We start from the raw sequence: 23,269 nt of genomic DNA, 5'->3' as shown, positions 1-23,269 counted from the left end.
GCCTTCAGCACTCGGCTCTCGGCTCTCTGCCCTCTGCCCTCTGCCTTTGGCCGTCAGCCGTCCAGGAGGGCCGCGCGGACCAGCAGCAGATCCCGTTCCCGTTCGTTGCGGGTCAGCGCGGCGGCGCGCTCGATCTCCTCGCGTGCCTCGTCGACGCGGCCGAGCCGGGCCAGCAGATCGCCCCGCACGCTCGGCAGCAGGTGGTACTCCTTCAGCGCGGGCTCGGAGGCCAGCGCGTCCACCAGGGCGAGGCCCGCCTCCGGACCGTCGGCCATGGAGACGGCGACCGCGCGGTTCAGTTCGACGACCGGGGAGGGGACGAGCGCCGCCAACTGCCCGTAGAGGGTGGCGATGGTCCGCCAGTCGGTGTCCTCGTAGCGGACCGCCTGCGCGTGGCAGGCGGCGATCGCCGCCTGGAGGGCGTACGGCCCCGGCGCCCCGCCCAGCGCGGTGGCCCGGGCGAGCGCGGTGAAGCCCCGGCCGATCAGCAGACGGTTCCAGCGGGTGCGGTTCTGGTCGGCGAGCAGGACGGGGGCGCCGTCGGGGCCGGTGCGGGCGGGGATCCGGGACGCCTGGATCTCCAGCAGCGCGGCCAGGCCGTGCGCCTCGGACTCGCCGGGCATCAGTCCCGTCAGCACCCGGCTCAACCGCAGCGCGTCCTCGCAGAGGCCGGGGCGCAGCCAGTCGTCGCCGGCGGTCGCCGAGTACCCCTCGTTGAAGATCAGATAGACGACTTCGAGCACGGAGCCGAGACGCTCCGCGCGATCGGGGCCGTACGGCACCTCGAAGGGAACACCCGCCCTGGCCAGGGAGCGCTTCGCGCGGACGATGCGCTGGGCGACCGTCGGCTCGGCGGTGAGGAACGCACGGGCGATCTCCTCGGTCGTCAGCCCGCCCAGGAGCCGCAGGGTGAGCGCGATCCGGGCATCGGTGGACAGCACCGGATGGCAGGCGGTGAAGATCAGCCGCAGCAGATCGTCGTCGATGTCATCGGGGTCCGGCGGCTCGTCGGGCGGCGGGGCGTCCTCCAGGCTCCGCCCGACCTCGGCGAGCTTACGGGCGTAGTTCTCCTTGCGGCGTACGAGATCGACGGCGCGGCGCTTGGCGACGGCCGTGAGCCAGGCGCCCGGCTTGTCCGGTACGCCGGACTCCGGCCACTGCTCCAGCGCGGCGACCAGGGCGTCCTGCGCGATCTCCTCGGCGATGCCCACGTCCCGGACGATCCGGGTGACACCTGCGATGATCCGCGCCGACTCGATCCGGAACACCGCTTCCACCGCGCTCGCTGTCGTCACGGCCACCCATCAGAACAGCCATGGGCACCGTCGGCAAGCGCGGGCGGTCAGGGCGGGTTCCCGTCCTTGTGCGCTATCACGCGCGTGTTCCCGGGCCCCGCCGATCCGGCTTCCGGCCCCCGCCCCGGTCCTCGTTCCAGTCCCTGCTCCCGCCCTCGCTCCAACCCTCGTTCTAGTCCTCGTTCTAGTCCTCGTCGATCTGGCGGACCTCGCAGGTCACGGTGAAGTTCTCGTCGTGGACCTGGAGGAAGCGCTTGGCCCACTCGACGGCCTCGGCCATGTCCTTGCACTGCGTGATCGAGTAGCCGCCGATCACTTCCTTGGTCTCGGTGAAGGGCCCGTCGGTGTACGACAGCTTCCCGCCGGACCAGGTGACGCGGGTGCCCTGGGCGGTCGGGGTGAGCCCCGCCGTGTCGAGCATGACCCCCGCCTTGGTGATCTCCTCCAGGAGGGCGCCCATCCGCTGCCCCATCTCCGGTGAGAAGCCCTCCTCGGGGACGTTGTTCTCGTCGATGCGGACCATCGTCAGAAAGCGCGGCATTCCGGTTCCTCGTTCCTCTCGGTCGTGGCGGCGGGGGCCTTCCCCGCCTCTCACCCCTGCGTCGATCGGGAGACTGCGGGATCGACACCCTCCCCGGAATTCTTCGCGGACTTCTCCCGGGCGGCCACCGCAGGGCTCCCTTCCCGTCCCGGAAGGAGCAGCCAGGCCAGCAGCGAACGCGCCGCAAGCAGCCCCGCGCACACCCAGTGGGCCGCGCGGTGTCCGTCGGCGTTCGCGGAGGCGGCAACGGCAACGGCGACAGCGACGGCGACAGCGACGGCGACCAGGAGCGCGAGGTGGAGGAGCTGCCGCATCTGACGGCGATGGCACCGCGGTGGGACCAACTGGTGACGTACGACGTGGAGCCTCAGCTGGACGCGATCATCGACGGACTGCTGGGCCGGGCGCCGCGGCCCTCCCCGTAGCGGATTCCCGGCCATACGGCCCCCGGCCGGCCCGGGCGCCGCCGGTCCGGGCCCCCGGTCGCGCGTCGGCCGTTCGCGGCGTTCGCGGCCGCGCGCCGCCGTGGACGCGAACGGCGGGGCGGGCCGGTCAGTCGGTGCCCAGGGACTCGAACCTCCATCGGTGCACCGGACGGGTGATCAGATCCGCCGCGGGTTCGGGCAGTTCGGGCAGGGCGGCGCCCGGGTCCGCCGTCTCCCACCAGGTGATGACGAGCACCCGGTCGCTGCCCGCGCGGAAGGACTCCCGGCGCACCGGGTCCTGGGACAGCACCTGGGAGCGGGCCCACTCCAGCAGCTCCGCGCCCCGGCCCCGCACCGCGCGGGCCTCCCACATCAGCGCGACCGTCGTCATGAGTAGAGATTGTCCTTGCTGATCTCGTGGACATGGTCATGATCATGGGCGTGGGCATGCGCATGAGCGTGGGCGCCCGGTACATGGGTGTCCGTCACCGGCAGCGAGGAGTCCGCCGACAGCTCCAGATCGGAGGCCGGCCGGTTGCGCGCCACCATCTCCGCGCCCAGCGCGGCCACCATCGCGCCGTTGTCCGTGCAGAGCTTCGGCCGGGGCACCCGCAGCCGGATGCCCGCGCGCTCGCAGCGCTCCTCGGCGAGGGCGCGCAGCCGGGAGTTGGCCGCCACCCCGCCGCCGATCATCAGATGGTCGACGCCCTCGTCCACACAGGCGCGTACCGCCTTGCGGGTCAGCACATCGACGACCGCCTCCTGGAAGGACGCCGCCACATCGCGTACCGGCACCTCCTCACCCGCCGCCCGCTTGGCCTCGATCCAGCGGGCGACCGAGGTCTTGAGCCCGGAGAAGGAGAAGTCGTACGCGGGGTCGCGGGAGCCGGTGAGCCCGCGCGGGAAGGCGATCGCCGACGGATCGCCCTCCCTCGCCAGCCGGTCGATGACGGGACCGCCGGGAAAGCCCAGGTCCAGCACGCGCGCGATCTTGTCGAACGCCTCGCCCGCCGCGTCGTCGATGGTCGCGCCCAGCGGCCGTACATCGCTGGTGATGTCGGGCGCGAGCAACAGCGAGGAGTGCCCGCCGGATACGAGGAGCGCCATCGTGGGCTCGGGCAGTCTGCCGTGCTCCAGCTGGTCCACGCAGATGTGCGAGGCCAGATGGTTCACCCCGTAGAGGGGCTTGCCCAGCGCGTACGCGTACGCCTTGGCCGCCGAGACCCCCACCAGCAGCGCGCCCGCGAGGCCGGGGCCGGCCGTGACCGCGATCCCGTCGAGGTCGCGCGCGGAGACGCCCGCCTCGCTCAGCGCGCGCTCGATTGTCGGAACCATCGCCTCCAGATGCGCGCGCGAGGCGATCTCGGGGACCACCCCGCCGAAGCGGGCATGCGCGTCCACGCTGGAGGCGACGGCGTCGGCGAGCAGCGTCGTACCGCGGACGACGCCGACGCCGGTCTCGTCACAGGAGGTCTCGATACCGAGTACGAGCGGTTCGTCAGCCATCAGTAAACATTCCCTTGCACATGGAGCCGCATGACGAGCGCGTCGACATTGCCCGGCTGGTAGTAGCCGCGGCGGAATCCGATGGGCTCGAAGCCGAAGCGCTCGTACAGCTTCTGGGCCCTGGTGTTGTCCACCCGCACTTCGAGGAGCACCTCTTCGCACTCGAAGGCGGTGGCGTGCCGCAGCAGATCGGTGAGGAGCCGGGCGCCGAGGCCCGTGCCCCAGTGCCGACGGGCGACGGCGATGGTCAGGACGTCACCGAGTCCGCCGGCCGCCCCCAGGCCCGCGTAGCCGACGATCGTCCGGCCGTCCGTCCGCCGGGTGCCGGGTGTGCCGCCGTCCCCGGTGGTCCCGGCGGCCTCCGTGATCCCGGCCTCGTCCCCCGGACCCGAGGTCTCCGCCTCCTCCGCTGTCTCCACCGTCTCCGCGACGACATAGCGGCGGGTGGCCCGCGGCCCTCTGGCATGGGCCAGATCGGACCAGAACATCCCGAGCGACCAGGCGTCCTCGGGGAACAGCTCGCGCTCCAGCTCGTACACGGGCCCGATGTCCCACCAGCGCATCTCCCGCAGCACGGGGCCGGCCGGTTCGGAACCCGGCCGTACGGAACCAGCGGCTACCGACCCGGCGGGCACGGAACCGGCAGGCACGGAACCGGCGGGTTCGGGGTGCTGTGCGTCGGTCACTTCGGGGTGACCACCTTGTAGTTCTTCGGCACCTGGGCGTCCGGCCTGCGCAGATACAGCGGCAGCGGCGGCAGGAACCCGTGCCCCGGAAGACCGTCCCCGGAGCCGCCCGCCTCCTGCTCCCCCGCCGCCAGCTTCGCGGCGGCGAGCGACGCCAGCGCCCCGGCGGCGACATGTTCCGGACCTCGCGCGTCCGGAAAGGTCTCCGGGTAGAGCACCGCCCCCGCGCCGACGGCGGGCAGGCCCGCGACCCGCTCGGCGATATCGGCGGGCCGGTCCACGGCGGGCTCGCCCACGCGCTCGCGCGCCGACGCGTACCGCGCCCAGTAGACCTCCTTGCGGCGCGCGTCCGTCGCCACCACGAAGGGCACGTCGAGACCGGAGGCGTACGCGAGCCCGTCCAGCGTGCACAGCCCGTAGACGGGTACGCCGAGCGCGGAGCCGAAGGTGGCGGCCGTGACCAGGCCGACCCGCAGCCCGGTGTAGGGGCCGGGTCCGACGCCCGCCACCACGGCGGTGACGGAGTCGAGCTTCACCCCGGCCTCGGCGAGCACCCGGTCCACGGCGGGCAGCAGCAGCTCGCCGTGGCGGCGCGCGTCGACGCGACTGGACTCGGCCACGACGGACGTCCCGTCGTGGAGGGCGGCGGTGACGGCGGGAGTGGCGGTATCAACGGCGAGCAAGAGCACGCAAACAGCCTACGGCTCCCGCGCCGGAGGCACGGCTCGCCGTCGTAGGGGGCCGCTGCTGCTACCGTCGCCCACGGACACTCGACGTTCGATTGGCTTCGAAAGGTGGGGCACGGTGGCACGGAGCAGCTCGGGACTGGTGGCCGGGCTCACGGCGGCCGCTCTGGCCGCCGTCTGTTTCCTCGCCTATCAGGCACAGGCGAGCGCCCCTGCCGCCGCGAACAAACCCGGCACACCCAGCGCGTCCCCCTCGGTCAAGGCCCCTGGCAAGAAGCCCGTGAACCCGCTGGCGCTGCCGCTGAACTCGGGCACCGGCACCCGGGTCGTCTACGCGCTGGACGCCCGCCGCGTCTGGCTGGTCGGCGGAAAGAACAAGGTCAGGCGGACCTTCGAGATCATGCCGTCGACGGTGAGCCCGCGGCCCGGTTCGTACGCGGTGACCTCGCGGTCCGGGCAGGTCCCCGGCTCGGACGGGGTGACGATCGAGCACGTGGTCCGGTTCACGATCGTCAAGGACGTGTCGATCGGCTTCAGCGCCGCGGTGAACGGGTCGATGAAGAGCCCCGACCCGGAGAAGAAGACCGGTGGCGTGCGGATGACGCGCGAGGACGGCAACGCCATGTGGCGCTTCGCGACGATCGGCTCGAAGGTCGTCGTCATTCCGTAACGGCCGCGCCTGCGCCGTGTACGGCGCGGGTACGTTCCCCGGACCGCTCGGGCGCTCTCCCGCGCGGAGCCCGTGGGGTGCCCATGGGGCACCGGACGTGGGAAACCGGCCGGGGATCCACCCGTAACGACAAGCCGCCCGTGCCGCTGACCCGCTCGTACGATGCCCCGCCGTAACGCCGGCTCGCCCGTACCGATCATCCGTACGCGCCCACCCGTACGGATGAACCGCGGGCACGCCCCGCGGCGAACCTCCGGAGCTACGCGGCGTCGCGGGTGTCGTCCTCCGGGAGGGCCGGGAGGGTGTCCTCACGAGGGTCGGGCGGCGGGGTGGAGACGGCACTCGCCGCGGCGCAGGACGCCAGCAGCTCCCCCATCGACGGTGACGGCGGCGGGGTCTTCGCCCCGGCCGTTCCCGCCGGTGACCGCCACGGCTGCCGCCATGGCTGCCGCCGCTGCTCGGACTCGCGCTCGGACGCCGGCATGGATGCCTCCTGGGTCGCGGGGGCAGAGTGGTTAGGCAGACCTAACCACGCTTCCGTACCCCATGTGACCACGCAGGGCACGGCCTGCGCAACATTTTCCCGACGTCGTGTCGGAAAATCCATGGTCCGACTGTCGGTAACCCACCGGTGGGACGTGCTCACGGTACGGAGTCGGCCGGTGACCGGTCGCCCTCCGCGTCCGCCACCTCAGGTCATCCGGCCGACCGGACTTCCGGTCCGTCTCCGGTCCGCGTCCTGGTCATCCGGCCGACCGGTCCCGGACGGGCGCGGGCGCCCTTCGGGGACGGGACCGTGGGCCTCACGCCGCCGGCGGAGCCACAAGCCGGGACCGTACGCGGGTTCCGGTCCACCGGGTTCCCGTCCACCGGGTCCCGGTCCACCGAGTCCCGTACGCCGTCACCTGAGCCCACCCCGGCGGGCCGCCCGGCCGGCCTCCCCCGGCCCGGATGTCCCCACGCGCGGGCTCTACACCCCCGCGAGATCCACATCCGCCCACCGGCTGCCGTATCCCGACAGGGTCACCTCACGCCGGTCGGCACCCGGACCTTCCGCTTCCAGGGCCTCGCCGACCGTGCCGTTCCCGGGGCCGTCCACGGCCGCACCGGCGCCGCCGGTGATCCGGTGGATCACCACATGCAGCCGGTCATCCGACAGGTCCTCGACCTTTCCGTCGCCCCACTCCACGGCCACGACCGAGTCCGGCAGCGAGACATCGAGATCGAGGTCCTCCATCTCGTCGAGCCCCCCGCCGAGCCGGTAGGCGTCCACATGCACCAGGGCGGGCCCGCCGGTCAGGGACGGATGGACCCGGGCGATGACGAAGGTCGGCGAGGTGACCGCGCCGCGCACACCGAGGCCCTCGCCGAGCCCTCGGGTCAGGGTCGTCTTGCCCGCGCCCAGTTCGCCGGTGAGCATCACGAGATCGCCGGGGCGCAGCAGCTTCGCGAGCCGGCGTCCCAGCTCCCGCATCTCTTCGGCCGACTCGACGGAGCGGTGGGAGACGGCGGTCTCAGCCGCCGGGCTGTGCGGTGCTTCCATACGGGCCAACGTTAGCCGCTGCCGGTACGGCCCCGACCCGGGCGAGCAGGTCGGCCAGCCGGTCCGTGACGACCTCCGGGTGCTCCAGCATCACCAGATGCCCGGCGTCCGGCACGATCACCAGCTCCGAGTCGGGGAGCAGATCGGCGATGGTCTCGCTGTGCGAGCTGGGGGTGACCAGGTCCTTGTCACCGGCCAGGACGAGCACCGGGACCTCTTCGAAGACGACCAGCGCGCCCGCCTTGTCGTGCTCGTCGAAGGCCGGATAGAACTCGGCGACCACGTCGATCGGGGTGGCCTCGATCATCCGCTCGGCGAACCGGGCGACGGCGGGGTCCACGTCCCGCGACGAGAACGAGTACCGCTTGATCAGCCCCGCGAACAGATCGGCGGTGGAGCGGCGGCCCCGCTCGACCAGCTCGGCCTGGGAACCGAGGGCGCGCAGCACACCGGGGAGCACCCGGCGCACCACATTGACGCCCGCGAGGGGAAGGCCGTAGTTCACCTCGCCGAGCCGGCCGCTCGACGTACCGGCGAAGGCGACGCCGACGACCCGTTCCCGTACGACCTCGGGGAACCGGTCCGCCAGCGCCATGACGGTCATCCCGCCCATGGAGTGGCCCACCAGCACCAGCGGGCCCTCGGGGGCAGCCGCCTCGATGACGGCCATCAGATCGCGGCCCAGCTGGTCGATGGAGACGGGCACCCGGTCGGGCCCGGCCTGGGAGGCGCCCCGGTCGGAGCGGCCGTGGCTGCGCTGGTCCCAGTGCACGGTACGGACCAGTCCGCGCAGGGCGGCGCGCTGGAAGTGCCAGGAGTCCTGGTTGAGGCAGTAACCGTGGCTGAAGACGACGGTGACGGGCGTGGGGGGCCGGCGGCCGAAGAGTCTGCGCCGGCGCGGGTCGCCGATGCCGGGGTCCACCTCGTCGACCTCGTAGTGGAGCTGGGTGCCGTCGTCGGCGAGGGCCTTGCCCGGGGTGCCGCGCAGCGATCCGTACGGTCCCGAGGCATCGAGCGCGAGCCGGGCCTTCTTTCGCATGCCGCGGCCGACGGTGAGGCGCTCGACCGCGACGCCCGCCGCCGCGCCCGCGGCGATCACGCCTATCGCGACGCCGGCGAGGCCCGCGCGGCGCCAGTTGCCGTTCGTGGCGGCGGAGGCGGCGGTCGCCGCCGCCGCCACGGCGTCCCCCGTGCTGGTCTCGCTCACCGTGCCGCTCCTCGCTCGTCGCAGTCCTCGCCGCCTTGCGGCTCCCGCCGCCCGGCCGGTGGCCGGGTGGCCTGGCGGCCGGGTGCTCCCGGCCCGGGCTTCCGGTTCAGCCTTCCCGGAGTCTCCTGATCAGAGTCTCCCGGGTCACGGCCTCGCGGGTCAGGGCTTCCCGCTCACGGCCTTCCGCTCAGGGCTTCTCGCTCAGGGCTTCTCGTTCAGATAGACGCGCGGGACGCGCTTGCCGATCCGGGTGACGATCTCGTACGCGATGGTGCCCGCCGCCTCCGCCCAGTCCTCGGCGCTCGGTTCGCCCCGGTCGCCGGGTCCGAACAGCACCGCCTCGGCGCCCTCCTGGACTTTCTGCCCCCCGAGATCGACGACGAACTGGTCCATCGCGACCCGCCCGGCGACCGTGCGCCGCTCGCCGCCCACGAGGACCGGGCCACGGCCGGAGGCATGGCGCGGGACGCCGTCCGCGTAACCGATGGGGATCAGGCCCAAAGTGGTCTCGCCGGGGGTGATGTAGTGGTGGCCGTAGCTGACGCCGTGCCCCGCGGGCACGTTCTTGACCAGGGCGACGGACGCGGTGAGCGTCATGACGGGCCGCAGGCCCAGCTCCGTGTGGGTGCCCAGTTCGGGCGCCGGTGAGATGCCGTAGACCGCGATCCCGGTCCGTACGAGATCGAAGTGGGTCGCGGGGAGGGTGAGCGCCGCCGGGGAGTTGGCCATATGGCGTACCTCGGGGTCGAGGCCCGCCTTCTCGGCGTATCCGAGCATCTCGCGGAAGGCGTCGAGTTGGAGGGGGATCGAGGGGTGCCCCGGTTCGTCGGCGCAGGCGAAGTGCGACCACACTCCGGTGACCTTCACCGTGCCCTCCGCCTCGGCGGCGAGCGCGGCGGCGACGAGTTCCGGCCAGTCGGCGGGCTGGCAGCCGTTGCGGCCGAGGCCGGTGTCGGCCTTGAGCTGGATACGGGCGGGTCCGGCATTCGCCTCGCGGGCTGCGGCGATGACCTCGGTGAGCGCCCACATCCCGCTGACCGACATGTCGAGCCCCGCCTCGATGCCTTCGCGCCAGGGGCCGCCGGGCGTCCAGAGCCAGCACAGCAGCGGCGCCTCGATCCCGGCCTCGCGCAGCGCGAGCGCCTCGTGCGGGGTGGCGGTCCCGATCCAGGTCGCCCCCGCCTGGAGCGCGGCACGGGCGCAGGGCACCGCGCCGTGTCCATAACCGTCCGCCTTCACCACGGCCATCACCGCGGCACCGGGCGTACGGGCGTCCAGCGACCGCACATTGGCGCGCAGTGCGGCGAGATCGATCTCGGCACGGGCTCGAAAAGGTGTGATGGGTGTCCGATTCATCGCGCCCAGTCTCTCAGAGCGCCCCGTCGGCGCCCGCCCAACAGGTCCCGTTTTCAACGAGCCCGGTTCTGTGCGCTTCCTCACGGCCGGGCCGGTGGGGCCGCCGTACCGGCGCAATCGGCTCACCTGTATGGACCGGGCCCCGCCCCGGCGGGGCAGCGCGGGGATCCGGCCATTCGGGTGCCCGGGCCCCTGACTCGGCCCGCCGGGCATCTGCCCCGGCCCTCCTGGCTCCGCCCGCCCGGCGCCCGCCCCGGACGGCGTCCCGGACCGCGCCCGGGGCCTCCGCCCGGGCCCCCGCGAGTCCTTCTCCCGTACCGCCGGGCCTCGCGTCCGCGTCTCCCGCTCACCCGGGACACGGGCGGGACGGCTCAGCCCCGCGCCCGTGCGTCGCCCACCCCCGGCGCGTCCCCGATGCCCCCGCCCGTGCCCCGCGCTCCCGCGCCCCTGGCATCCCGTACCCCCCGTGTGTCGCGGACATCCCGCCAGGCCGTCCCCAGCGCCTCCGCCACCTCGTACGACGTGATCGGCACGGCCCTCGCCGCCGCGTGGCGGGCCGCGAGCCCGTGGAGATAGGCCGCCGCGGAGCCCGCGTCGAGGGGAGCGAGACCCCCGGCGAGCAGGGAGCCCGCCAGACCGGAGAGGACATCACCGCTGCCGGCCGTGGCGAGCCAGGAGCTGCCCATGGCGTTCACACGCACGGGTGAGCCGGGTTCGGGGGACGCAACCAGCGTGGTGGAGCCCTTGAGCAGGACCGTCGCACCGAAGGACTCGGCCAGCCTGCGCACCGAGACGAGGCGGGCCGCCTCGACCTCGCCGCGGGAGACCCCGAGCAGGGCGGCGGCCTCACCGGCGTGCGGGGTCAGCAGGGTGGGGGCCCGCCGGGCGCGGACGGCCGCCGGGTCGAGACCGCGCAGACCGTCCGCGTCGACCAGCAGCGGGACGTCCGAGTCCAGCACCTCCCGTACGCCCCAGACGTCGTCGGCGAGGCCGGGGCCGATGACCCATGCCTGCACCCGGCCCGCCTTCCCGGGCGGCCCCGCGTGGATCAGGGTCTCCGGGAAACGGGCGATCACGGCGTCCGACGCGTGGCCGACGTAGCGGACCGCGCCCGCGCCGCCGCGCAGGGCGCCCGCGACCGCGAGGACGGCCGCGCCCGGATAGCGGGCGGACCCGGCGGCGATACCCACGACCCCGCGCCGGTACTTGTCGCTCTCCGCCCCCGGCTGAGGCAGCAGAGCGGCCACGTCCGCGTGCTGGAGCGCCTCCACCCCGGGCACGGACGGCAGCAGGTCCTCGATGCCGATGGGGATCAGCCGGACCGTGCCCGCATACTCGCGCGCGGGGTCGACGAGCAGCCCCGGCTTGTAGGTGCCGAAGGTGACCGTGGCGTCCGCGCGCAGGGCCTCGCCCCGCACCTCCCCGCTGTCCGCCTCGACTCCGCTCGGCAGATCGACGGCGACGACCAGGGCGCCCGAGTCCCGCGCGGCGCGGGCGAGGGGGACCGCGTCCGCCCGCAGTCCGCCCCGGCCGCCGATGCCGGTGATGCCGTCGAGGACGAGATCGGCGGCGGCCAGCGTCCGGAAGGGGTCGTCGGCGATCCGTCCGCCCGCGCCGGTCAGGGCCGCGAGCCCGCCGGGGTGCGTACGGCCGGGGGCGAGGAGGACGGCGCCGACCCCCGCGCCCCGGCGGGCGAGCCGTGCTCCGGCGTAGAGCGTGTCGCCCCCGTTGTCCCCGCTGCCGACGAGGAGGACGACCCTCGATCCGTACACCCGGCCGAGCAGATCCGCGCAGACTGCGGCGAGTCCGGCGGCGGCCCGCCGCATCAGCGCGCCCTCCGGGAGCCGTGCCATCAGTTCGGTCTCTGCGCTTCTGACGGTGTCCACGCTGTGAGCGGTACGCATGGTCCCGAGTCTGCCCCAGCAGCCGCGCCCTCGCCCATCCGATCCAAAGGCGCCCGAAGAGGTGGGAGTTGTCCGGTGCCTTCCGTGGTGGGCGGGGTTGACGGGACCTCAAGTCAAACTTAGGTTTGCCTTACCTAACTCGGTCGCGCGCCGCCCAATCCGGTCGCGCTCCGGGGCCGTTCTGCGAAAGGTGTCCTCACCCATGCGCTCCCCCGCCCGCACCGCCCCGCGCCCACGACGCGCCACCGCCCGTGCCACCGCCGTCCGCGCGGGTGTCGCCCTGCTCGGCGCCACGGCCCTCACCGTGGGGCTCGCCTCGTCCGCCTCCGCGGGCACCGGCGGCCGTACGGTGGTCGACGGGCCGACGTTCAACCTCTCCCTCACCGCGCCGAGCATGGCCGCCGCGGCGGGCCAGAACGTCACCGTCAGCGGCAGCGGCTACAACCCGGACCAGGGCGTCTACGTCGGCCTGTGCGCGATACCTGCGGGCGTCGACGTCACCGACCCCACCACCTGGACGGCCAAGCCGACCCCCTGTCTGGGCGGCCAGGACCAGGCGGGCACCACCGGCGCGTCCCACTGGGTCAACAGCGACTGGTGGTGGACGGCCCCGAACAGCTCCTCCCCGTACACCGAGTCGGGCGGCCGGGGCTCCTTCTCCGTGCAGATCCACGTCAAGGCGCGGCTCTCCGCCTCCGTCACCTGCGGCCAGGGGGGCGTGACCTGTGCGATCGTCACCCGCGCCGACCACCTGGACACCAATGACCGCAAGTACGACGTCTACGTCCCGGTGACGTTCTCCTGACCATGGACACACGTACCGTCGGACCGGCGGAGAGACGAGGGCTGGTGGCCGCCGTGCTGCTCCTGCTCGTGGCGGGCCTGACCGTCATGGGCACGGCACGGGCGGCCACCCCCGGCGAGGCGACCGGCCCCACCGGGCAGAAGCTGACCGTCTCCGAGACGAAGAACATCGACCCGGCCGGGCAGAAGGTCACCGTGACCGGCACGGGCTATGACGTGTCCAAGGGCATCTATCTCGCCGTCTGCGCCGTCCCCCGGCCGGGCGAGGCGCCGAGCCCCTGTCTCGGGGGCGCCGATATGTCCGGCGCCTCCGGGACCTCGTACTGGATCAACAACAGTCCTTACGGGGAGGGGCTGGCCAAGAAGTTCACCGTCGGGAGCGACGGCAAGGGCAGCTTCACGCTGGAGCTGACCATCAAGGTCAAGGACGGCAGCGCGGACTGCTCCCAGATCGCCTGCGCCGTCGTCACCCGCGCCGACCACACGCATATCGCCGACCGGGAGCAGGACGTCATCGTCCCGTTCACCTTCGGCACCGGCGAGGGGCCGAACCCCGAGGTCCCGCCCGGGACCGTGCGCCACCAGACCGTCCGTACCATCGAGCCGGCGGACGGCGCCGCCAACGACGCCGCCGTCGACCCCGCGGCCGGACGGCTCTATGTCAGCACCAGCGGCGCCAAGGAACGGCTGACGGTGTACGACACCGCGACGGGACGGCCCGTCGGCGCCCCCGTCGACCTGCCCGAGCAGGCTTCGGCCCTCGCCCTCGACGCGCCGGCGAAGACCCTGTACCTCGCGCTGGGCGACCGGATCGCGACGTACGACACCGAGAAGGGGACCGTCACCCACAACCGGGTGACGGCGGACGGCAACATCTCGCTGCTGGCCGCCGATCCAGGCGCCGGCCGGATCTATGTGGGCGTCCAGGCGACCAAGTCCGTATCGGTGTACGACACCGGGCGGTGGGCGCGCGTCGGCGAGCCGGTCGTCTTCCCCGTGCACCCGTCCGGGCTCGTCGTCGACACCGCCGCGCACATCGGGTACGCCACCTATGTCGGCCCCAACCGGACCACCACCCCGCCCAGCATCTACAACATGCTGAACGGGATCGACGGCTCGACAGGCAGGCTGGTCAGCACGCTCAGCCTCGGCACCGGCCCGCTGGGCAGCATGGGCGTGACCGTGGACCCCACCACCCGTACGGGCTATGTCGCCAATATCGGGGCGGGCTCAGTCTCCGTGGTGGACCTGCGGGCGAACAAGGTCACCGGCACGCTGAGTGTGGGCGCGGGACCGAAGTCCCTGGCGTACGACCCCGGAACGGGCACGCTCTACGCGGCCCAGACCACCGATCTCACGGTCGCCGCGGTGGACCCGGCGAAGAACGAGATCATCCAGCTCCTGGAGACCGGCAGACAGCCGGAGGAACTGGCGCTGGACACCCGGACGCACACGCTCTACACGGTTCTCGCCGAAGGCAGGATCGTCGAGACGCAGCGGCGGGTCTCGCCGAAGGTGACCAAGGCGCCGAAGCCGGTGTCGGTCACGGCGGGCGCGGAGGCGCGGTTCACGGCGACGGCTTCGGGTACGCCCGGGCCGGCCACGAGCTGGGAGGTGAGCACCGACGACGGCACGTCCTGGCAGCCGGTCGCCGGGGCCACGGCGGAGTCGCTCGCCTTCAGGGCGACGGCGGAGCAGGACGGCAACCAGTACCGGGCCGTCTTCTCCAACCCGGTCGGCAGTCTGCGTACGGCGGCCGTGCTGCTCTCGGTCGCTCCCGGACCGGGCGGTGAGACCGGCGGCTCGACGGACGGAGGCTCGACCGACGGCGGGTCCGACGCGGGCGGTTCGGACACGGGCGGCTCGGGGGCGGGTGGTTCCGACACGGGTGGTTCCGGCACGGGCGGCTCCTCGGCCGGAGGGTCCGATTCCGGCGGTACGGCCGGGGGCGGCTCGGATACGGGCGGCTCCGGCGCGGGCGGTTCGGCCGGGGGCCACGACCCCCAGTCCACCGGCGGAGGGAGCGTCGGGGGCGGGTCGGACGGCAAGCTCGCCTCCACGGGTACGAGTCTGCTGCTCCCGCTGGGTATCGCCGCGGCGGCGCTCAGCACGCTCGGCGCCGCGGCCTTCGTCCTGCGCCGGAGGGTGGCCGGGGCCCGGTAACAGGCACCGGACACCCGCCGTGGCACCCGGTACGGCCCCGGCCGTGCCGAGGTCGCCCGGCGCGGTGTCCGGGCTCCGGGGAGAGGGGGCCGTCCGTCACCGGCCACCGGCTTCTCCGGGGCAACGGCCCGGCCTCTTCGAGTGCTGCTCGCAGGGGCCGGGCCGACCCTTGTACGCCTGACGCGACGGCCGCAGCCTCCCGAGGTCCCTGAGGTCCCCGAGGTCCCTGAGGTCGACGCCGGCGTCAGGAATTCCCGGCGCCGGTTCTCCGGATGTTCAGGGCCACCCGGACGCGTCCCGGCCCAAGGCTCCCGGTCCGCTGCCCCATGACCGCCCGGCGGGACCCGCTCCCCCACGGGAACCCCGCGCCCCTCATCCCTCCGCGATCACCACCGCCGACGCCACCCCCGCGTCATGGCTCAGCGAGATGTGCCAGGACCGCACCCCGAGCGCGACCGCCCGTGCCGCGACGGTGCCGTGGACGCGCAGCCGGGGCCGGCCGCTCTCCTCCACGTACACCTCGGCGTCCGTCCACAGCAGACCGCCGGGCGCGCCGAGCGCCTTGGCGACGGCCTCCTTCGCGGCGAACCGGGCCGCGAGAGAGGCGTAACCCCGGCGCTCGCCGCTGGGGAGCAGCAGCTCACGGTCCAGAAAGAGCCGCCGGGCCATGCTCGGGGTCCGTCTCATGGACACCGCGAACCGTTCGATCTCGGCGACGTCGATCCCCACCCCGATGATCATCCGACCGTGACCGCCTCGTTCATCGCCCGGCTCCTTCCGCTCCGCCTCATCCGGCGCCCCCGGGCGGGGACACTTCCCCCGGCCGCCCGGGGCCCCTGCCCCGCCGATCATTCCACCGTTTACTCCACCGTCACCGACTTGGCGAGATTGCGCGGCTGATCGACCTCATTGCCCCGGGCCGTGGCCAGTTCACAGGCGAAGACCTGGAGCGGAACGGTCGCCACCAGCGGCTGGAGCAGTGTCGGTGTCACCGGGACACGGATGAGATGGTCCGCGTACGGTACGACCGTCTCGTCGCCCGCCTCCGCGATCACGATCGTCCGCGCACCGCGTGCCCGGATCTCCTGGATATTGGAGACGATCTTGTCGTGGAGCACCGAGCGCCCGCGCGGCGACGGCACCACGACGACCACCGGCAGATCCTCCTCGACGAGCGCGATCGGCCCGTGCTTCAGCTCGCCCGCCGCGAAGCCCTCGGCGTGCATGTACGCCAGTTCCTTCAGCTTCAGGGCGCCCTCCAGCGCCACGGGATAGCCCACGTGCCGCCCGAGGAACAGCACCGTGTCCTTGTCCGCGAGCGAGCGCGCCAGCTCCCGTACCGGCTCCATGGTCTCCAGCACCCGGTCGACCTCGCCGGAGATCTTCGCCAGATCCCGGATGACGGCCCGTACCTCGTCGCCCCACTGGGTACCGCGGACCTGGCCCAGATAGAGCGCGACCAGATAGCAGGCGACCAGCTGGGTCGAGAACGCCTTGGTGGAGGCGACGGCGACCTCGGGGCCCGCGTGGGTGTAGAGCACGGCGTCGGACTCGCGCGGGATCGTCGAACCGTTCGTATTGCAGATGGCCAGCACCCGGGCGCCCTGCTCACGCGCGTGCCGCAGCGCCATCAGGGTGTCCATGGTCTCGCCGGACTGGGAGATCGCGATCACCAGCGACCGCTGGTCGAGGATCGGGTCCCGGTAGCGGAACTCGCTGGCCAGCTCCACCTCGCACGGGATGCGGGTCCAGTGCTCGACGGCGTACTTCGCGATCAGCCCGGCGTGGAACGCGGTGCCGCACGCGACGATGACGACCTTCTCGGCCGCCCTCAGCACGGAGGCCGGGATACGGACCTCGTCGAGCATCAGCGAACCGGCGTCGTCGATCCGGCCGAGGAGCGTGTCGGCCACGGCCTTGGGCTGCTCGGCGATCTCCTTGAGCATGAAGGAGGCGTAGCCGCCCTTCTCGGCGGCCGACGCGTCCCAGTCCACGTGGTACGACCGGGTCTCCCCCGGGCTCCCGTCGAAGCCGGTGACCGTCACCCCGTCCCGCCGCAGCTCCACGACCTGGTCCTGGCCCAGCTCGATCGCGGACCGCGTATGGGCGATGAACGCGGCCACGTCCGACGCGAGGAAGGACTCGCCCTCGCCGACACCCACCACCAGGGGGGAGTTCCGCCGCGCGCCGACCACGGTGTCCGGTTCGTCCGCGTGCACCGCGACCAGGGTGAAGGCGCCCTCCAGCCGCCGGCACACCTGGCGCATCGCCTCGGCGAGGTCCCCGCACGAGGAGAACGACTCCGCGAGCAGATGCGCCACGACCTCGGTGTCCGTATCGGAGGCCAGGTCGTGGCCGCGCTCGCTCAGCTCCGCGCGCAGGGCGGCGAAGTTCTCGATGATCCCGTTGTGGACGACGGCGACACGCCCGGCGTTGTCCAGATGGGGGTGCGCGTTGGCGTCGGTCGGGCCGCCGTGGGTCGCCCAGCGGGTGTGCCCGATGCCGGTGGTGCCGCTCGGCAGCGGCCGGCCCGCCAGCTCCTTGTCCAGATTGACGAGCTTGCCCGCCTTCTTCGCGGCGGCGAGCCCGCCGTCGGCGAGAACGGCGACCCCGGCCGAGTCGTAGCCCCGGTACTCCAGGCGCTTCAGGCCCGCGACGACCACATCCAGCGCCGACTGCCCGCCGACGTAACCCACGATTCCGCACATGCCCGGCAGCCTACGACGGAGCCCGCGGCACACCGGCGAGGCTCGCGTCCGGCCCGGCAGGCATGACCCGCGGCGGGACTCCGGGGCCGGCAGGCATGACCCGCGGCGGGCTCCGGGAGCCGGTACGCATGACCCGCGCGGGGCTCCGGGGGCGGGGCGTGACCTAGCCCACCCTTCGCGATCGGCCCGGAACGCCGACAATGGCCCTGTGATCACTTCGCCGCCACGAAGCGCCCACCGCCGGGCCGAGCACGCGTCGACGCCGTATGTCGACCTCACCCGCGCGGAGTGGAGCGCCCTGCGCGACAAGACACCACTGCCCCTGACCGCCGACGAGGTCGAGCGGCTGCGGGGGCTCGGCGACGTCATCGACCTCGACGAGGTACGGGACGTCTATCTGCCGCTCTCCCGGCTGCTGAATCTGTACGTCCGGGCCACGGGCGAGCTGCGGGGCGCGCTCAACACCTTCCTCGGGGACGCGGGCGGCGGCCAGGGCGCACAGCGCGGCACCCCCTTCGTCATAGGGGTCGCCGGCTCGGTGGCGGTCGGCAAGTCCACCGTCGCCCGGCTCCTCCAGGCCCTGCTGGCCCGCTGGCCGGAGCACCCGCGGGTGGAGCGGGTGACCACGGACGGGTTCCTGCTCCCCATGAAGGAGCTCCAGGCGCGCGGGCTGATGTCGCGGAAAGGTTTCCCCGAGTCCTACGACCGCCGTGCGCTGACCCGTTTCGTGGCCGATATCAAGGCGGGCAAGGACGAGGTCACCGCACCCGTCTACTCCCATCTGATCTACGACATCGTCCCCGGCGAGCGCCTCACCGTCAGCCGCCCCGACATCCTCATCGTCGAGGGCCTCAATGTGCTCCAGCCCGCGCTGCCGGGCCAGGACGGGCGGACACGCGTGGGGCTCGCGGACTACTTCGACTTCTCCGTGTACGTCGACGCGCGGCCCGAGGACATCGAGCAGTGGTACCTCAACCGCTTCCGCAAGCTGCGCGAGACGGCGTTCCTGGACCCCTCCTCGTACTTCCGCAAGTACACCCAGGTCTCGGAGGAGGAGGCCATGGAGTACGCCCGGACGATGTGGCGCACCGTCAACAAGCCCAACCTGCTGGAGAACGTCGCTCCCACGCGCGGCCGTGCGACGCTGGTGGTGCGCAAAGGGCCCGACCACAAGGTCCAGCGGCTGTCGCTGCGCAAGCTCTGACCCGGGTAATCCGGTCCCGATCCGCCAAGGAGTCCCCCGGCCGTGCTGCATCTGCGACTGATCACACCGGCCGACCGGACCGCCGAGGTGGTCGATCTCGTCGAACGGACCGTGGGCGCCACGCATATCGCGGTCGTACCGGGGGCCGCCCGCGATCCGCGCGGCGATCTGGTGATGTGCGATGTGGCCAGGGAAGCGGGCGACGAACTGATCGGCGCGCTCCAGGAGCTGGGCATCGACGAGAGCGGCTCCATCGCCGTGGACCACATCGACCTGTCCCTGTCCAGGCGCGCCGAGAAGGCCGAGGAGGAGGCACCGGGCGAGGGCGCGGACGCGGTCCTGTGGGAGCACCTGACGGACGCCACGCACGAGGAGTCCAAGCTCTCCGTCACCTATATGGCGTTCATGACGGTGGCGACGATGATCGCCGCGTGCGGTGTGGTCCTCGACAACGCGATCCTGATCGTGGGCGCGATGGCGGTGGGCCCGGAGTTCGGCCCGCTGGCCGGATTCAGCACGGCATTGGTACGGCGCTCACCTCGGCTGGCCTGGCGCTCGTTCCTGGCGCTGATCGCGGGGTTCGCCTTCGCCATGGTGGCCACGGTCGGGTTCAGCCATCTGATGACATGGCTGGATCTCTTCAGCGAGGCCGCCCTGGACGCCGAACGGCCCAACACCAACTTCATCTACCAGCCGGACGCCTTCTCCTTCGTCGTCGCCCTGCTGGCGGGCGTCGCGGGCACACTGTCGCTGACGTCGGCGAAGTCCGGGGCGCTCGTCGGTGTCGCCATCTCCGTCACCACGGTTCCGGCCGCCGCCAACGCGGCCGTCGCCTTCTCGTACGACGAGTACCGCCAGGCGTGGGGCTCCACCGAGCAGCTGCTGCTCAACCTGCTGGGCATCGTCCTCGCGGGCACGCTGACCCTCGTGCTGCAGAAGATGCTGTGGGACCGGCACCGGGCCCGGCGCACCGCCGGATAGGGGGTCCCCCGGGCACGGCAAGGCCCGGGCGGCTTCCGGGCCCCCGCGGGTCCCGACAGCGGCTTCCCGGCCCTGCGCACCACGGGCAAGGACGGGTCCGGCGGCGCCGGACGACCGGCCCGGCGCACTACGGCGTGCCACGTACGCGGCTGCTCACCCGCCTGCCGAACCGTCGAGGAAATCCGCCCGGCCGAGAACATCGCGTTTCCCCTCCCATCATCCCTTTCGCAGCCGCCTTCCATCACATCCTTTGACGCTCGCGGCCAGTGATGGAGAGTCGCCGGATACCCCTGGGAACCCGTACGCGACACCCTCCCGGCGGCCACGGAGTACGTGATAATCCCGCCACGCCGAGGAATCACCCGGTGATTTCCGGAGGCCATCCATCCAGGGCCACGGCCACTTCGCAGGGGAAAGCACCACCATCTCCCCCGGAAGAAGGCGATCCGGTTTCACATTCCCCTGAATCACATAAAGGCGCTTCCTGGCGCCCGCCCCTGACGCTGAATCAACATGTCACGCACAAAACAACTCCGCAGCGCTCCAGGGACTTCTCGCGCCGCGGCGACGACTACTCGACCCAGGGGATTCCATGAGACTGAAATCCGCCCTGCTGCCCCTGCTGGCAGCAGCCGGACTGCTCCTCCCGGCCGCCGTACCCGCAGCGGCCGGCCAGGCTCCGTCCCGGGTGCCCACCCCGGCCGCCGCCCCCGGCACGTACCTCCAGCAGGCTGATCAGGAGGTCGTCGCGGAATCCCTCCGGCTGCGCGGCGAACTCGGATTCCCCGCCACGGAGTCCCGGCTCGACGACATCCTCAAGGCCCGGGCGGCCTCGAACGCCTCGGCGGACGAGCTGTCCGGCGTCAACGAGTGGGGCTTCATCGGAACCGCCGCGGAAGCAGCCGAGATGAAGCGCCGGGACGCACTCGTGATGGCCGTCGAACCGACGGTGAAGGCGCTGGCGAAGCAGAAGAACTTCGCGGGGCATTTCCTCGACACCAAGCGCGGCGGGCGCCTTGTTGTGCAGTTTGCCAATGCCCTCCCTTCCCATAAAACGCAAGAAGCCTTCAAAAAGACCGCCGTCGTGTCCGGCAGTTCGGCAGCCGATGTCGAGTTCCGCGTTGTCACCCACTCCACCGCAGAGCTCACCACCGCCATGAAAACCGTCTGGGAATCCGAGGAGAAGCGCGGCGGCAGGATACCGGTCAACGCGATAACGGAAGACGTCACCGCCAACCGGCTCCATGTGACCTTCCGCCCCGGGGCCTCCCAGACCAGCGTGCGAAGCCTGCTGAACCGCCTCGGCATCCCCGCCGTCTACGCCGTGGCCGACGGACGTGAGCTGGCGTGCAAGTCCCGTACGGAGTGTGACTCGCCCCGCCGCGGTGGTGTCTCCATCACCAAGGTCGGGTCGTGCACCACCGCCTGGATCGTGAAGAAGGGCAAGGAGTACGGGGCGATCACCGCCGGACACTGCTGGTACACCACCAAGAACGCCGACGTCACCTCGGGCAAGCACGTCTACGGCTCTCTGACCAAGCTCAACGCCCTCAAGAAGGGCACCCACGCCGACATCCGCTACATCAAGATCCCCGGCAACGCCAAGCCGTGGCTCTACCAGGACAAGGACTTCAAGGCGCGGACGGTCGACAAGGCGTCCCTCGGTTCCGTCAGCTCCGTCTCGTGTCTGTTCGGCCGCAGCTCGGAGAACCCGCGCTGCGGAAAGATCAAGTCCACCAACGCGAGCCACTACAGCGACGCCTGCAAGTGCACGGTCTACGGCCAGTCGGTGGCCTCCATCACCGGCGCCAAGGCCGGTGACAGCGGCGGCGCCGTCGCCACCAGCAAGAAGGGCAACGTGGCACGAGGTGTGTTCGCCGGCACCTGGGACGGGAGCCACTACAGCTCCATCGGCCAAACGTCGGCCTATGACATGGGCAAGCTCTACACCTGGCTATGACCCCGACGACCCGTCACCGGACCGCAGGGCACGCGGCGGAACAGGACGGCCGCGGGTGACGCCCTACCCGGACACCGCCTGAGACCCATCGCGCCGGAACGGAGAGAGCCGGAGCGCCCCGTACGACACCTCGTCGTACGGGGCGCTCCGGCTCCGGGCGCAGACGCGGGGACCACACCACCGCGAAGCCCTGGGGAAACCTCAGCCCAGCGTGGACTTCACCGCGTCCGCCAGCCGCTCCGCCACCCCGCGCGCCTGCTCGATGTCCGCGGCCTCCACCATCACCCGTACCAGCGGCTCCGTGCCCGAGGGGCGCAGCAGCACCCGGCCGGTCGCGCCCAGCTCCCGCTCCGCCTCGGCCACCGCGCCCGCGAGGTCCGCCGAGGTGTGGACACGGGACTTGTCGACGTCCGGCACATTGATCAGGATCTGCGGCAGCCGCTCCATCACGCCCGCCAGCTCCGTCAGCGACGTCCCGGTCGCCGCGACCCGCGACGCCAGCAGCAGACCGGTCAGGGTGCCGTCCCCGGTGGTCGCGTGGTCGAGGACGATCACATGACCGGACTGCTCACCGCCGAGCGCGTACCCGTTCTCCTTCATGGACTCCAGGACATAGCGGTCGCCGACCGCCGTCTGCACCAGCTCCACCCCCGCCCGCTCCATCGCGAGCTTGAAGCCGAGGTTGGACATCACGGTGGCGACGACGGTGTTGCCCCGCAGGGTGCCCGCCTCCCGCATCGCGAGCGCCAGCACCGCGAGGATCTGGTCCCCGTCGACCTCCTCACCGGCCGCGTCGACGGCGAGGCAGCGGTCCGCGTCACCGTCATGGGCGATCCCGAAGTCCGCGCCGTGCTCGACGACCGCGGCCTTCAGCAGCTCCAGATGGGTCGACCCGCACCCCGCGTTGATGTTGAGCCCGTCCGGGTCCGCGCCGATGGTGACGACCTGGGCCCCGGCCCGCGTGAACGCCTCCGGCGACACCCGCGCCGCCGCGCCGTGCGCCTCGTCGAGGACGATCTTCAGCCCGTCGAGCCGGTGGGGCAGCACCCCGACGAGATGGGCGACGTACTTCTCGAAGCCCTCGTCGTAGTCCCTCACCCGGCCGACCCCGGCCCCGGTGGGCCGCGCCCACGGCTCACCGGTGCGGTGCTGCTCGTACACCGCCTCGATCCGCTCCTCCAGCTCGTCGGCGAGCTTGTGCCCACCGCGCGCCAGGAACTTGACGCCGTTGTCCGGCATGGCGTTGTGGCTCGCGGAGAGCATCACTCCGAGGTCGGCGCCCAGCTCGGCGGTGAGGTACGCGACCGCCGGGGTGGGCAGCACCCCGACCCGCAGGACGTCCACGCCCGCACTCGCGAGACCCGCCACGACGGCGGCCTCCAGGAACTCTCCCGACGCGCGCGGATCTCGTCCGACCACGGCGGTCGGCCGATGCCCCTCAAAGGTCCCCGCCTCGGCGAGCACATGTGCCGCGGCGACCGAGAGCCCGAGCGCCAGCTCCGCCGTCAGATCCGCGTTGGCGACACCGCGCACGCCGTCCGTGCCGAAGAGTCGTCCCACAACCGTCCTCCGAAAATGTTCCGTGATGCTCCGAAAATGCAAGCCCGTGAGTGGCTCGTGCCCGGTCCAC

Annotated in this window: 21 protein-coding genes; 7 read left to right on the top strand and 14 right to left on the bottom strand. The window is 72.4% G+C overall.

Annotated elements, in window-relative coordinates:
- Positions 1 to 53: 53 nt before the first annotated feature.
- Positions 54 to 1,295: an RNA polymerase sigma factor gene (locus tag ACIBCM_RS19760; RefSeq protein WP_399244848.1), complete on the bottom strand. Its 1,242-nt coding sequence runs from the start codon at positions 1,293 to 1,295 to the stop codon at positions 54 to 56.
- A gap of 184 nt (positions 1,296 to 1,479) precedes the next feature.
- Complete coding sequence (locus ACIBCM_RS19755) at positions 1,480 to 1,836, bottom strand: YciI family protein (RefSeq protein ID WP_399244846.1); 357 nt, start codon at positions 1,834 to 1,836, stop codon at positions 1,480 to 1,482.
- A gap of 218 nt (positions 1,837 to 2,054) precedes the next feature.
- On the opposite strand from ACIBCM_RS19755, the gene ACIBCM_RS19750 reads away from it, so the two are divergent.
- Positions 2,055 to 2,261 (top strand): hypothetical protein, encoded by a 207-nt coding sequence (locus ACIBCM_RS19750; RefSeq protein ID WP_399244844.1) that lies wholly within the window; start codon positions 2,055 to 2,057, stop codon positions 2,259 to 2,261.
- A 127-nt stretch (positions 2,262 to 2,388) separates the two neighbouring features.
- Here ACIBCM_RS19750 and ACIBCM_RS19745 read toward each other — a convergent pair whose 3' ends face one another.
- The 4 genes from ACIBCM_RS19745 to tsaB all read right to left on the bottom strand — a co-directional run bounded on the left by ACIBCM_RS19745 (position 2,389) and on the right by tsaB (position 5,142).
- The gene (locus tag ACIBCM_RS19745) at positions 2,389 to 2,652 is read right to left on the bottom strand and encodes a hypothetical protein (RefSeq protein WP_399244842.1); all 264 of its coding nucleotides are present in this window, start codon (positions 2,650 to 2,652) and stop codon (positions 2,389 to 2,391) included.
- Complete coding sequence (gene tsaD, locus ACIBCM_RS19740; protein ID WP_399244840.1) at positions 2,649 to 3,767, bottom strand: tRNA (adenosine(37)-N6)-threonylcarbamoyltransferase complex transferase subunit TsaD; 1,119 nt, start codon at positions 3,765 to 3,767, stop codon at positions 2,649 to 2,651. Before tsaD ends, ACIBCM_RS19745 begins: the two co-directional genes overlap by 4 nt.
- Complete coding sequence (locus tag ACIBCM_RS19735) at positions 3,767 to 4,330, bottom strand: GNAT family N-acetyltransferase (protein ID WP_399244908.1); 564 nt, start codon at positions 4,328 to 4,330, stop codon at positions 3,767 to 3,769. The genes tsaD and ACIBCM_RS19735 overlap by 1 nt, the downstream gene beginning before the upstream one ends.
- 119 nt (positions 4,331 to 4,449) lie before the next feature.
- Complete coding sequence (tsaB, locus tag ACIBCM_RS19730; protein WP_399244838.1) at positions 4,450 to 5,142, bottom strand: tRNA (adenosine(37)-N6)-threonylcarbamoyltransferase complex dimerization subunit type 1 TsaB; 693 nt, start codon at positions 5,140 to 5,142, stop codon at positions 4,450 to 4,452.
- A gap of 115 nt (positions 5,143 to 5,257) precedes the next feature.
- Here tsaB and ACIBCM_RS19725 point away from each other — a divergent pair, with 115 nt between their 5' ends.
- Positions 5,258 to 5,809, top strand: a complete 552-nt coding sequence (locus tag ACIBCM_RS19725; RefSeq protein WP_399244836.1) for a hypothetical protein — start codon at positions 5,258 to 5,260, stop codon at positions 5,807 to 5,809.
- 259 nt (positions 5,810 to 6,068) lie between these two features.
- On the opposite strand, the gene ACIBCM_RS19720 is transcribed toward ACIBCM_RS19725, so the two are convergent.
- The 5 genes from ACIBCM_RS19720 to ACIBCM_RS19700 form a co-directional block, all read right to left on the bottom strand.
- The gene (locus tag ACIBCM_RS19720) at positions 6,069 to 6,293 is read right to left on the bottom strand and encodes a hypothetical protein (RefSeq protein ID WP_399244834.1); all 225 of its coding nucleotides are present in this window, start codon (positions 6,291 to 6,293) and stop codon (positions 6,069 to 6,071) included.
- Between the two features lie 486 nt (positions 6,294 to 6,779).
- Positions 6,780 to 7,352 carry a tRNA (adenosine(37)-N6)-threonylcarbamoyltransferase complex ATPase subunit type 1 TsaE gene (gene tsaE / locus ACIBCM_RS19715; protein WP_399244832.1) on the bottom strand — a complete coding sequence of 191 codons (573 nt, stop codon included), beginning with the start codon at positions 7,350 to 7,352 and terminating at the stop codon, positions 6,780 to 6,782.
- Positions 7,324 to 8,559: an alpha/beta fold hydrolase gene (locus ACIBCM_RS19710; RefSeq protein ID WP_399244830.1), complete on the bottom strand. Its 1,236-nt coding sequence runs from the start codon at positions 8,557 to 8,559 to the stop codon at positions 7,324 to 7,326. The genes tsaE and ACIBCM_RS19710 overlap by 29 nt, the downstream gene beginning before the upstream one ends.
- Before the next feature lie 201 nt (positions 8,560 to 8,760).
- Entirely contained in the window at positions 8,761 to 9,915 is a 1,155-nt protein-coding gene (gene alr / locus ACIBCM_RS19705) for an alanine racemase (RefSeq protein WP_399244828.1), read from the bottom strand.
- 371 nt (positions 9,916 to 10,286) lie between these two features.
- Positions 10,287 to 11,819: an NAD(P)H-hydrate dehydratase gene (locus tag ACIBCM_RS19700; RefSeq protein ID WP_399244827.1), complete on the bottom strand. Its 1,533-nt coding sequence runs from the start codon at positions 11,817 to 11,819 to the stop codon at positions 10,287 to 10,289.
- Positions 11,820 to 12,021: 202 nt separating this feature from the next.
- Between ACIBCM_RS19700 and ACIBCM_RS19695 the strand changes: the two genes are divergently transcribed.
- Together ACIBCM_RS19695 and ACIBCM_RS19690 are read left to right on the top strand one after the other, a co-directional pair.
- Complete coding sequence (locus ACIBCM_RS19695; protein ID WP_399244825.1) at positions 12,022 to 12,624, top strand: hypothetical protein; 603 nt, start codon at positions 12,022 to 12,024, stop codon at positions 12,622 to 12,624.
- Positions 12,625 to 12,626: 2 nt separating this feature from the next.
- Positions 12,627 to 14,786, top strand: a complete 2,160-nt coding sequence (locus ACIBCM_RS19690) for an endoglucanase (RefSeq protein ID WP_399244823.1) — start codon at positions 12,627 to 12,629, stop codon at positions 14,784 to 14,786.
- Between the two features lie 372 nt (positions 14,787 to 15,158).
- Here ACIBCM_RS19690 and ACIBCM_RS19685 read toward each other — a convergent pair whose 3' ends face one another.
- Both ACIBCM_RS19685 and glmS read right to left on the bottom strand, forming a co-directional pair.
- Positions 15,159 to 15,527, bottom strand: a complete 369-nt coding sequence (locus ACIBCM_RS19685; protein ID WP_399244821.1) for a holo-ACP synthase — start codon at positions 15,525 to 15,527, stop codon at positions 15,159 to 15,161.
- A gap of 119 nt (positions 15,528 to 15,646) precedes the next feature.
- On the bottom strand, positions 15,647 to 17,494 hold the full coding sequence (glmS, locus tag ACIBCM_RS19680) for a glutamine--fructose-6-phosphate transaminase (isomerizing) (protein ID WP_399244819.1): 1,848 nt from the start codon (positions 17,492 to 17,494) through the stop codon (positions 15,647 to 15,649).
- Between the two features lie 208 nt (positions 17,495 to 17,702).
- On the opposite strand from glmS, the gene coaA reads away from it, so the two are divergent.
- The 3 genes from coaA (at position 17,703) to ACIBCM_RS19665 (ending at position 21,639) form a co-directional block, all read left to right on the top strand.
- Positions 17,703 to 18,698: a type I pantothenate kinase gene (gene coaA, locus ACIBCM_RS19675; protein ID WP_399244817.1), complete on the top strand. Its 996-nt coding sequence runs from the start codon at positions 17,703 to 17,705 to the stop codon at positions 18,696 to 18,698.
- Positions 18,699 to 18,740: 42 nt separating this feature from the next.
- Positions 18,741 to 19,679, top strand: a complete 939-nt coding sequence (locus ACIBCM_RS19670; protein WP_399244815.1) for a DUF389 domain-containing protein — start codon at positions 18,741 to 18,743, stop codon at positions 19,677 to 19,679.
- A gap of 592 nt (positions 19,680 to 20,271) precedes the next feature.
- A complete protein-coding gene (locus ACIBCM_RS19665; protein WP_399244814.1) occupies positions 20,272 to 21,639 on the top strand; it encodes a hypothetical protein in 1,368 nt (455 codons plus the stop codon).
- A 201-nt stretch (positions 21,640 to 21,840) separates the two neighbouring features.
- On the opposite strand, the gene glmM is transcribed toward ACIBCM_RS19665, so the two are convergent.
- Positions 21,841 to 23,199, bottom strand: coding sequence for a phosphoglucosamine mutase (glmM, locus tag ACIBCM_RS19660; protein ID WP_399244812.1), 1,359 nt, complete (start codon positions 23,197 to 23,199; stop codon positions 21,841 to 21,843).
- Between the last annotated feature and the right edge of the window lie 70 nt (positions 23,200 to 23,269).

The organism is Streptomyces sp. NPDC051018 (genome assembly GCF_044456085.1).
GTDB lineage: Bacteria > Actinomycetota > Actinomycetes > Streptomycetales > Streptomycetaceae > Streptomyces.
This window is presented reverse-complemented; position numbering and strand designations above follow the sequence as displayed.

What these genes read in the sequence shown, in the direction of transcription:
- tsaD (WP_399244840.1), bottom strand. Translation starts at nt 3,767, where the DNA reads ATGGCTGACGAACCGCTCGTACTCGGTATCGAGACCTCCTGTGACGAG.
- ACIBCM_RS19735 (WP_399244908.1), bottom strand. Translation starts at nt 4,330, where the DNA reads ATGCGCTGGTGGGACATCGGGCCCGTGTACGAGCTGGAGCGCGAGCTG.
- ACIBCM_RS19665 (WP_399244814.1), top strand. Translation starts at nt 20,272, where the DNA reads ATGAGACTGAAATCCGCCCTGCTGCCCCTGCTGGCAGCAGCCGGACTG.
- glmS (WP_399244819.1), bottom strand. Translation starts at nt 17,494, where the DNA reads ATGTGCGGAATCGTGGGTTACGTCGGCGGGCAGTCGGCGCTGGATGTG.
- ACIBCM_RS19745 (WP_399244842.1), bottom strand. Translation starts at nt 2,652, where the DNA reads ATGACGACGGTCGCGCTGATGTGGGAGGCCCGCGCGGTGCGGGGCCGG.
- ACIBCM_RS19695 (WP_399244825.1), top strand. Translation starts at nt 12,022, where the DNA reads ATGCGCTCCCCCGCCCGCACCGCCCCGCGCCCACGACGCGCCACCGCC.
- ACIBCM_RS19755 (WP_399244846.1), bottom strand. Translation starts at nt 1,836, where the DNA reads ATGCCGCGCTTTCTGACGATGGTCCGCATCGACGAGAACAACGTCCCC.
- ACIBCM_RS19700 (WP_399244827.1), bottom strand. Translation starts at nt 11,819, where the DNA reads ATGCGTACCGCTCACAGCGTGGACACCGTCAGAAGCGCAGAGACCGAA.
- tsaE (WP_399244832.1), bottom strand. Translation starts at nt 7,352, where the DNA reads ATGGAAGCACCGCACAGCCCGGCGGCTGAGACCGCCGTCTCCCACCGC.
- ACIBCM_RS19685 (WP_399244821.1), bottom strand. Translation starts at nt 15,527, where the DNA reads ATGATCATCGGGGTGGGGATCGACGTCGCCGAGATCGAACGGTTCGCG.
- ACIBCM_RS19690 (WP_399244823.1), top strand. Translation starts at nt 12,627, where the DNA reads ATGGACACACGTACCGTCGGACCGGCGGAGAGACGAGGGCTGGTGGCC.
- ACIBCM_RS19720 (WP_399244834.1), bottom strand. Translation starts at nt 6,293, where the DNA reads ATGCCGGCGTCCGAGCGCGAGTCCGAGCAGCGGCGGCAGCCATGGCGG.
- alr (WP_399244828.1), bottom strand. Translation starts at nt 9,915, where the DNA reads ATGAATCGGACACCCATCACACCTTTTCGAGCCCGTGCCGAGATCGAT.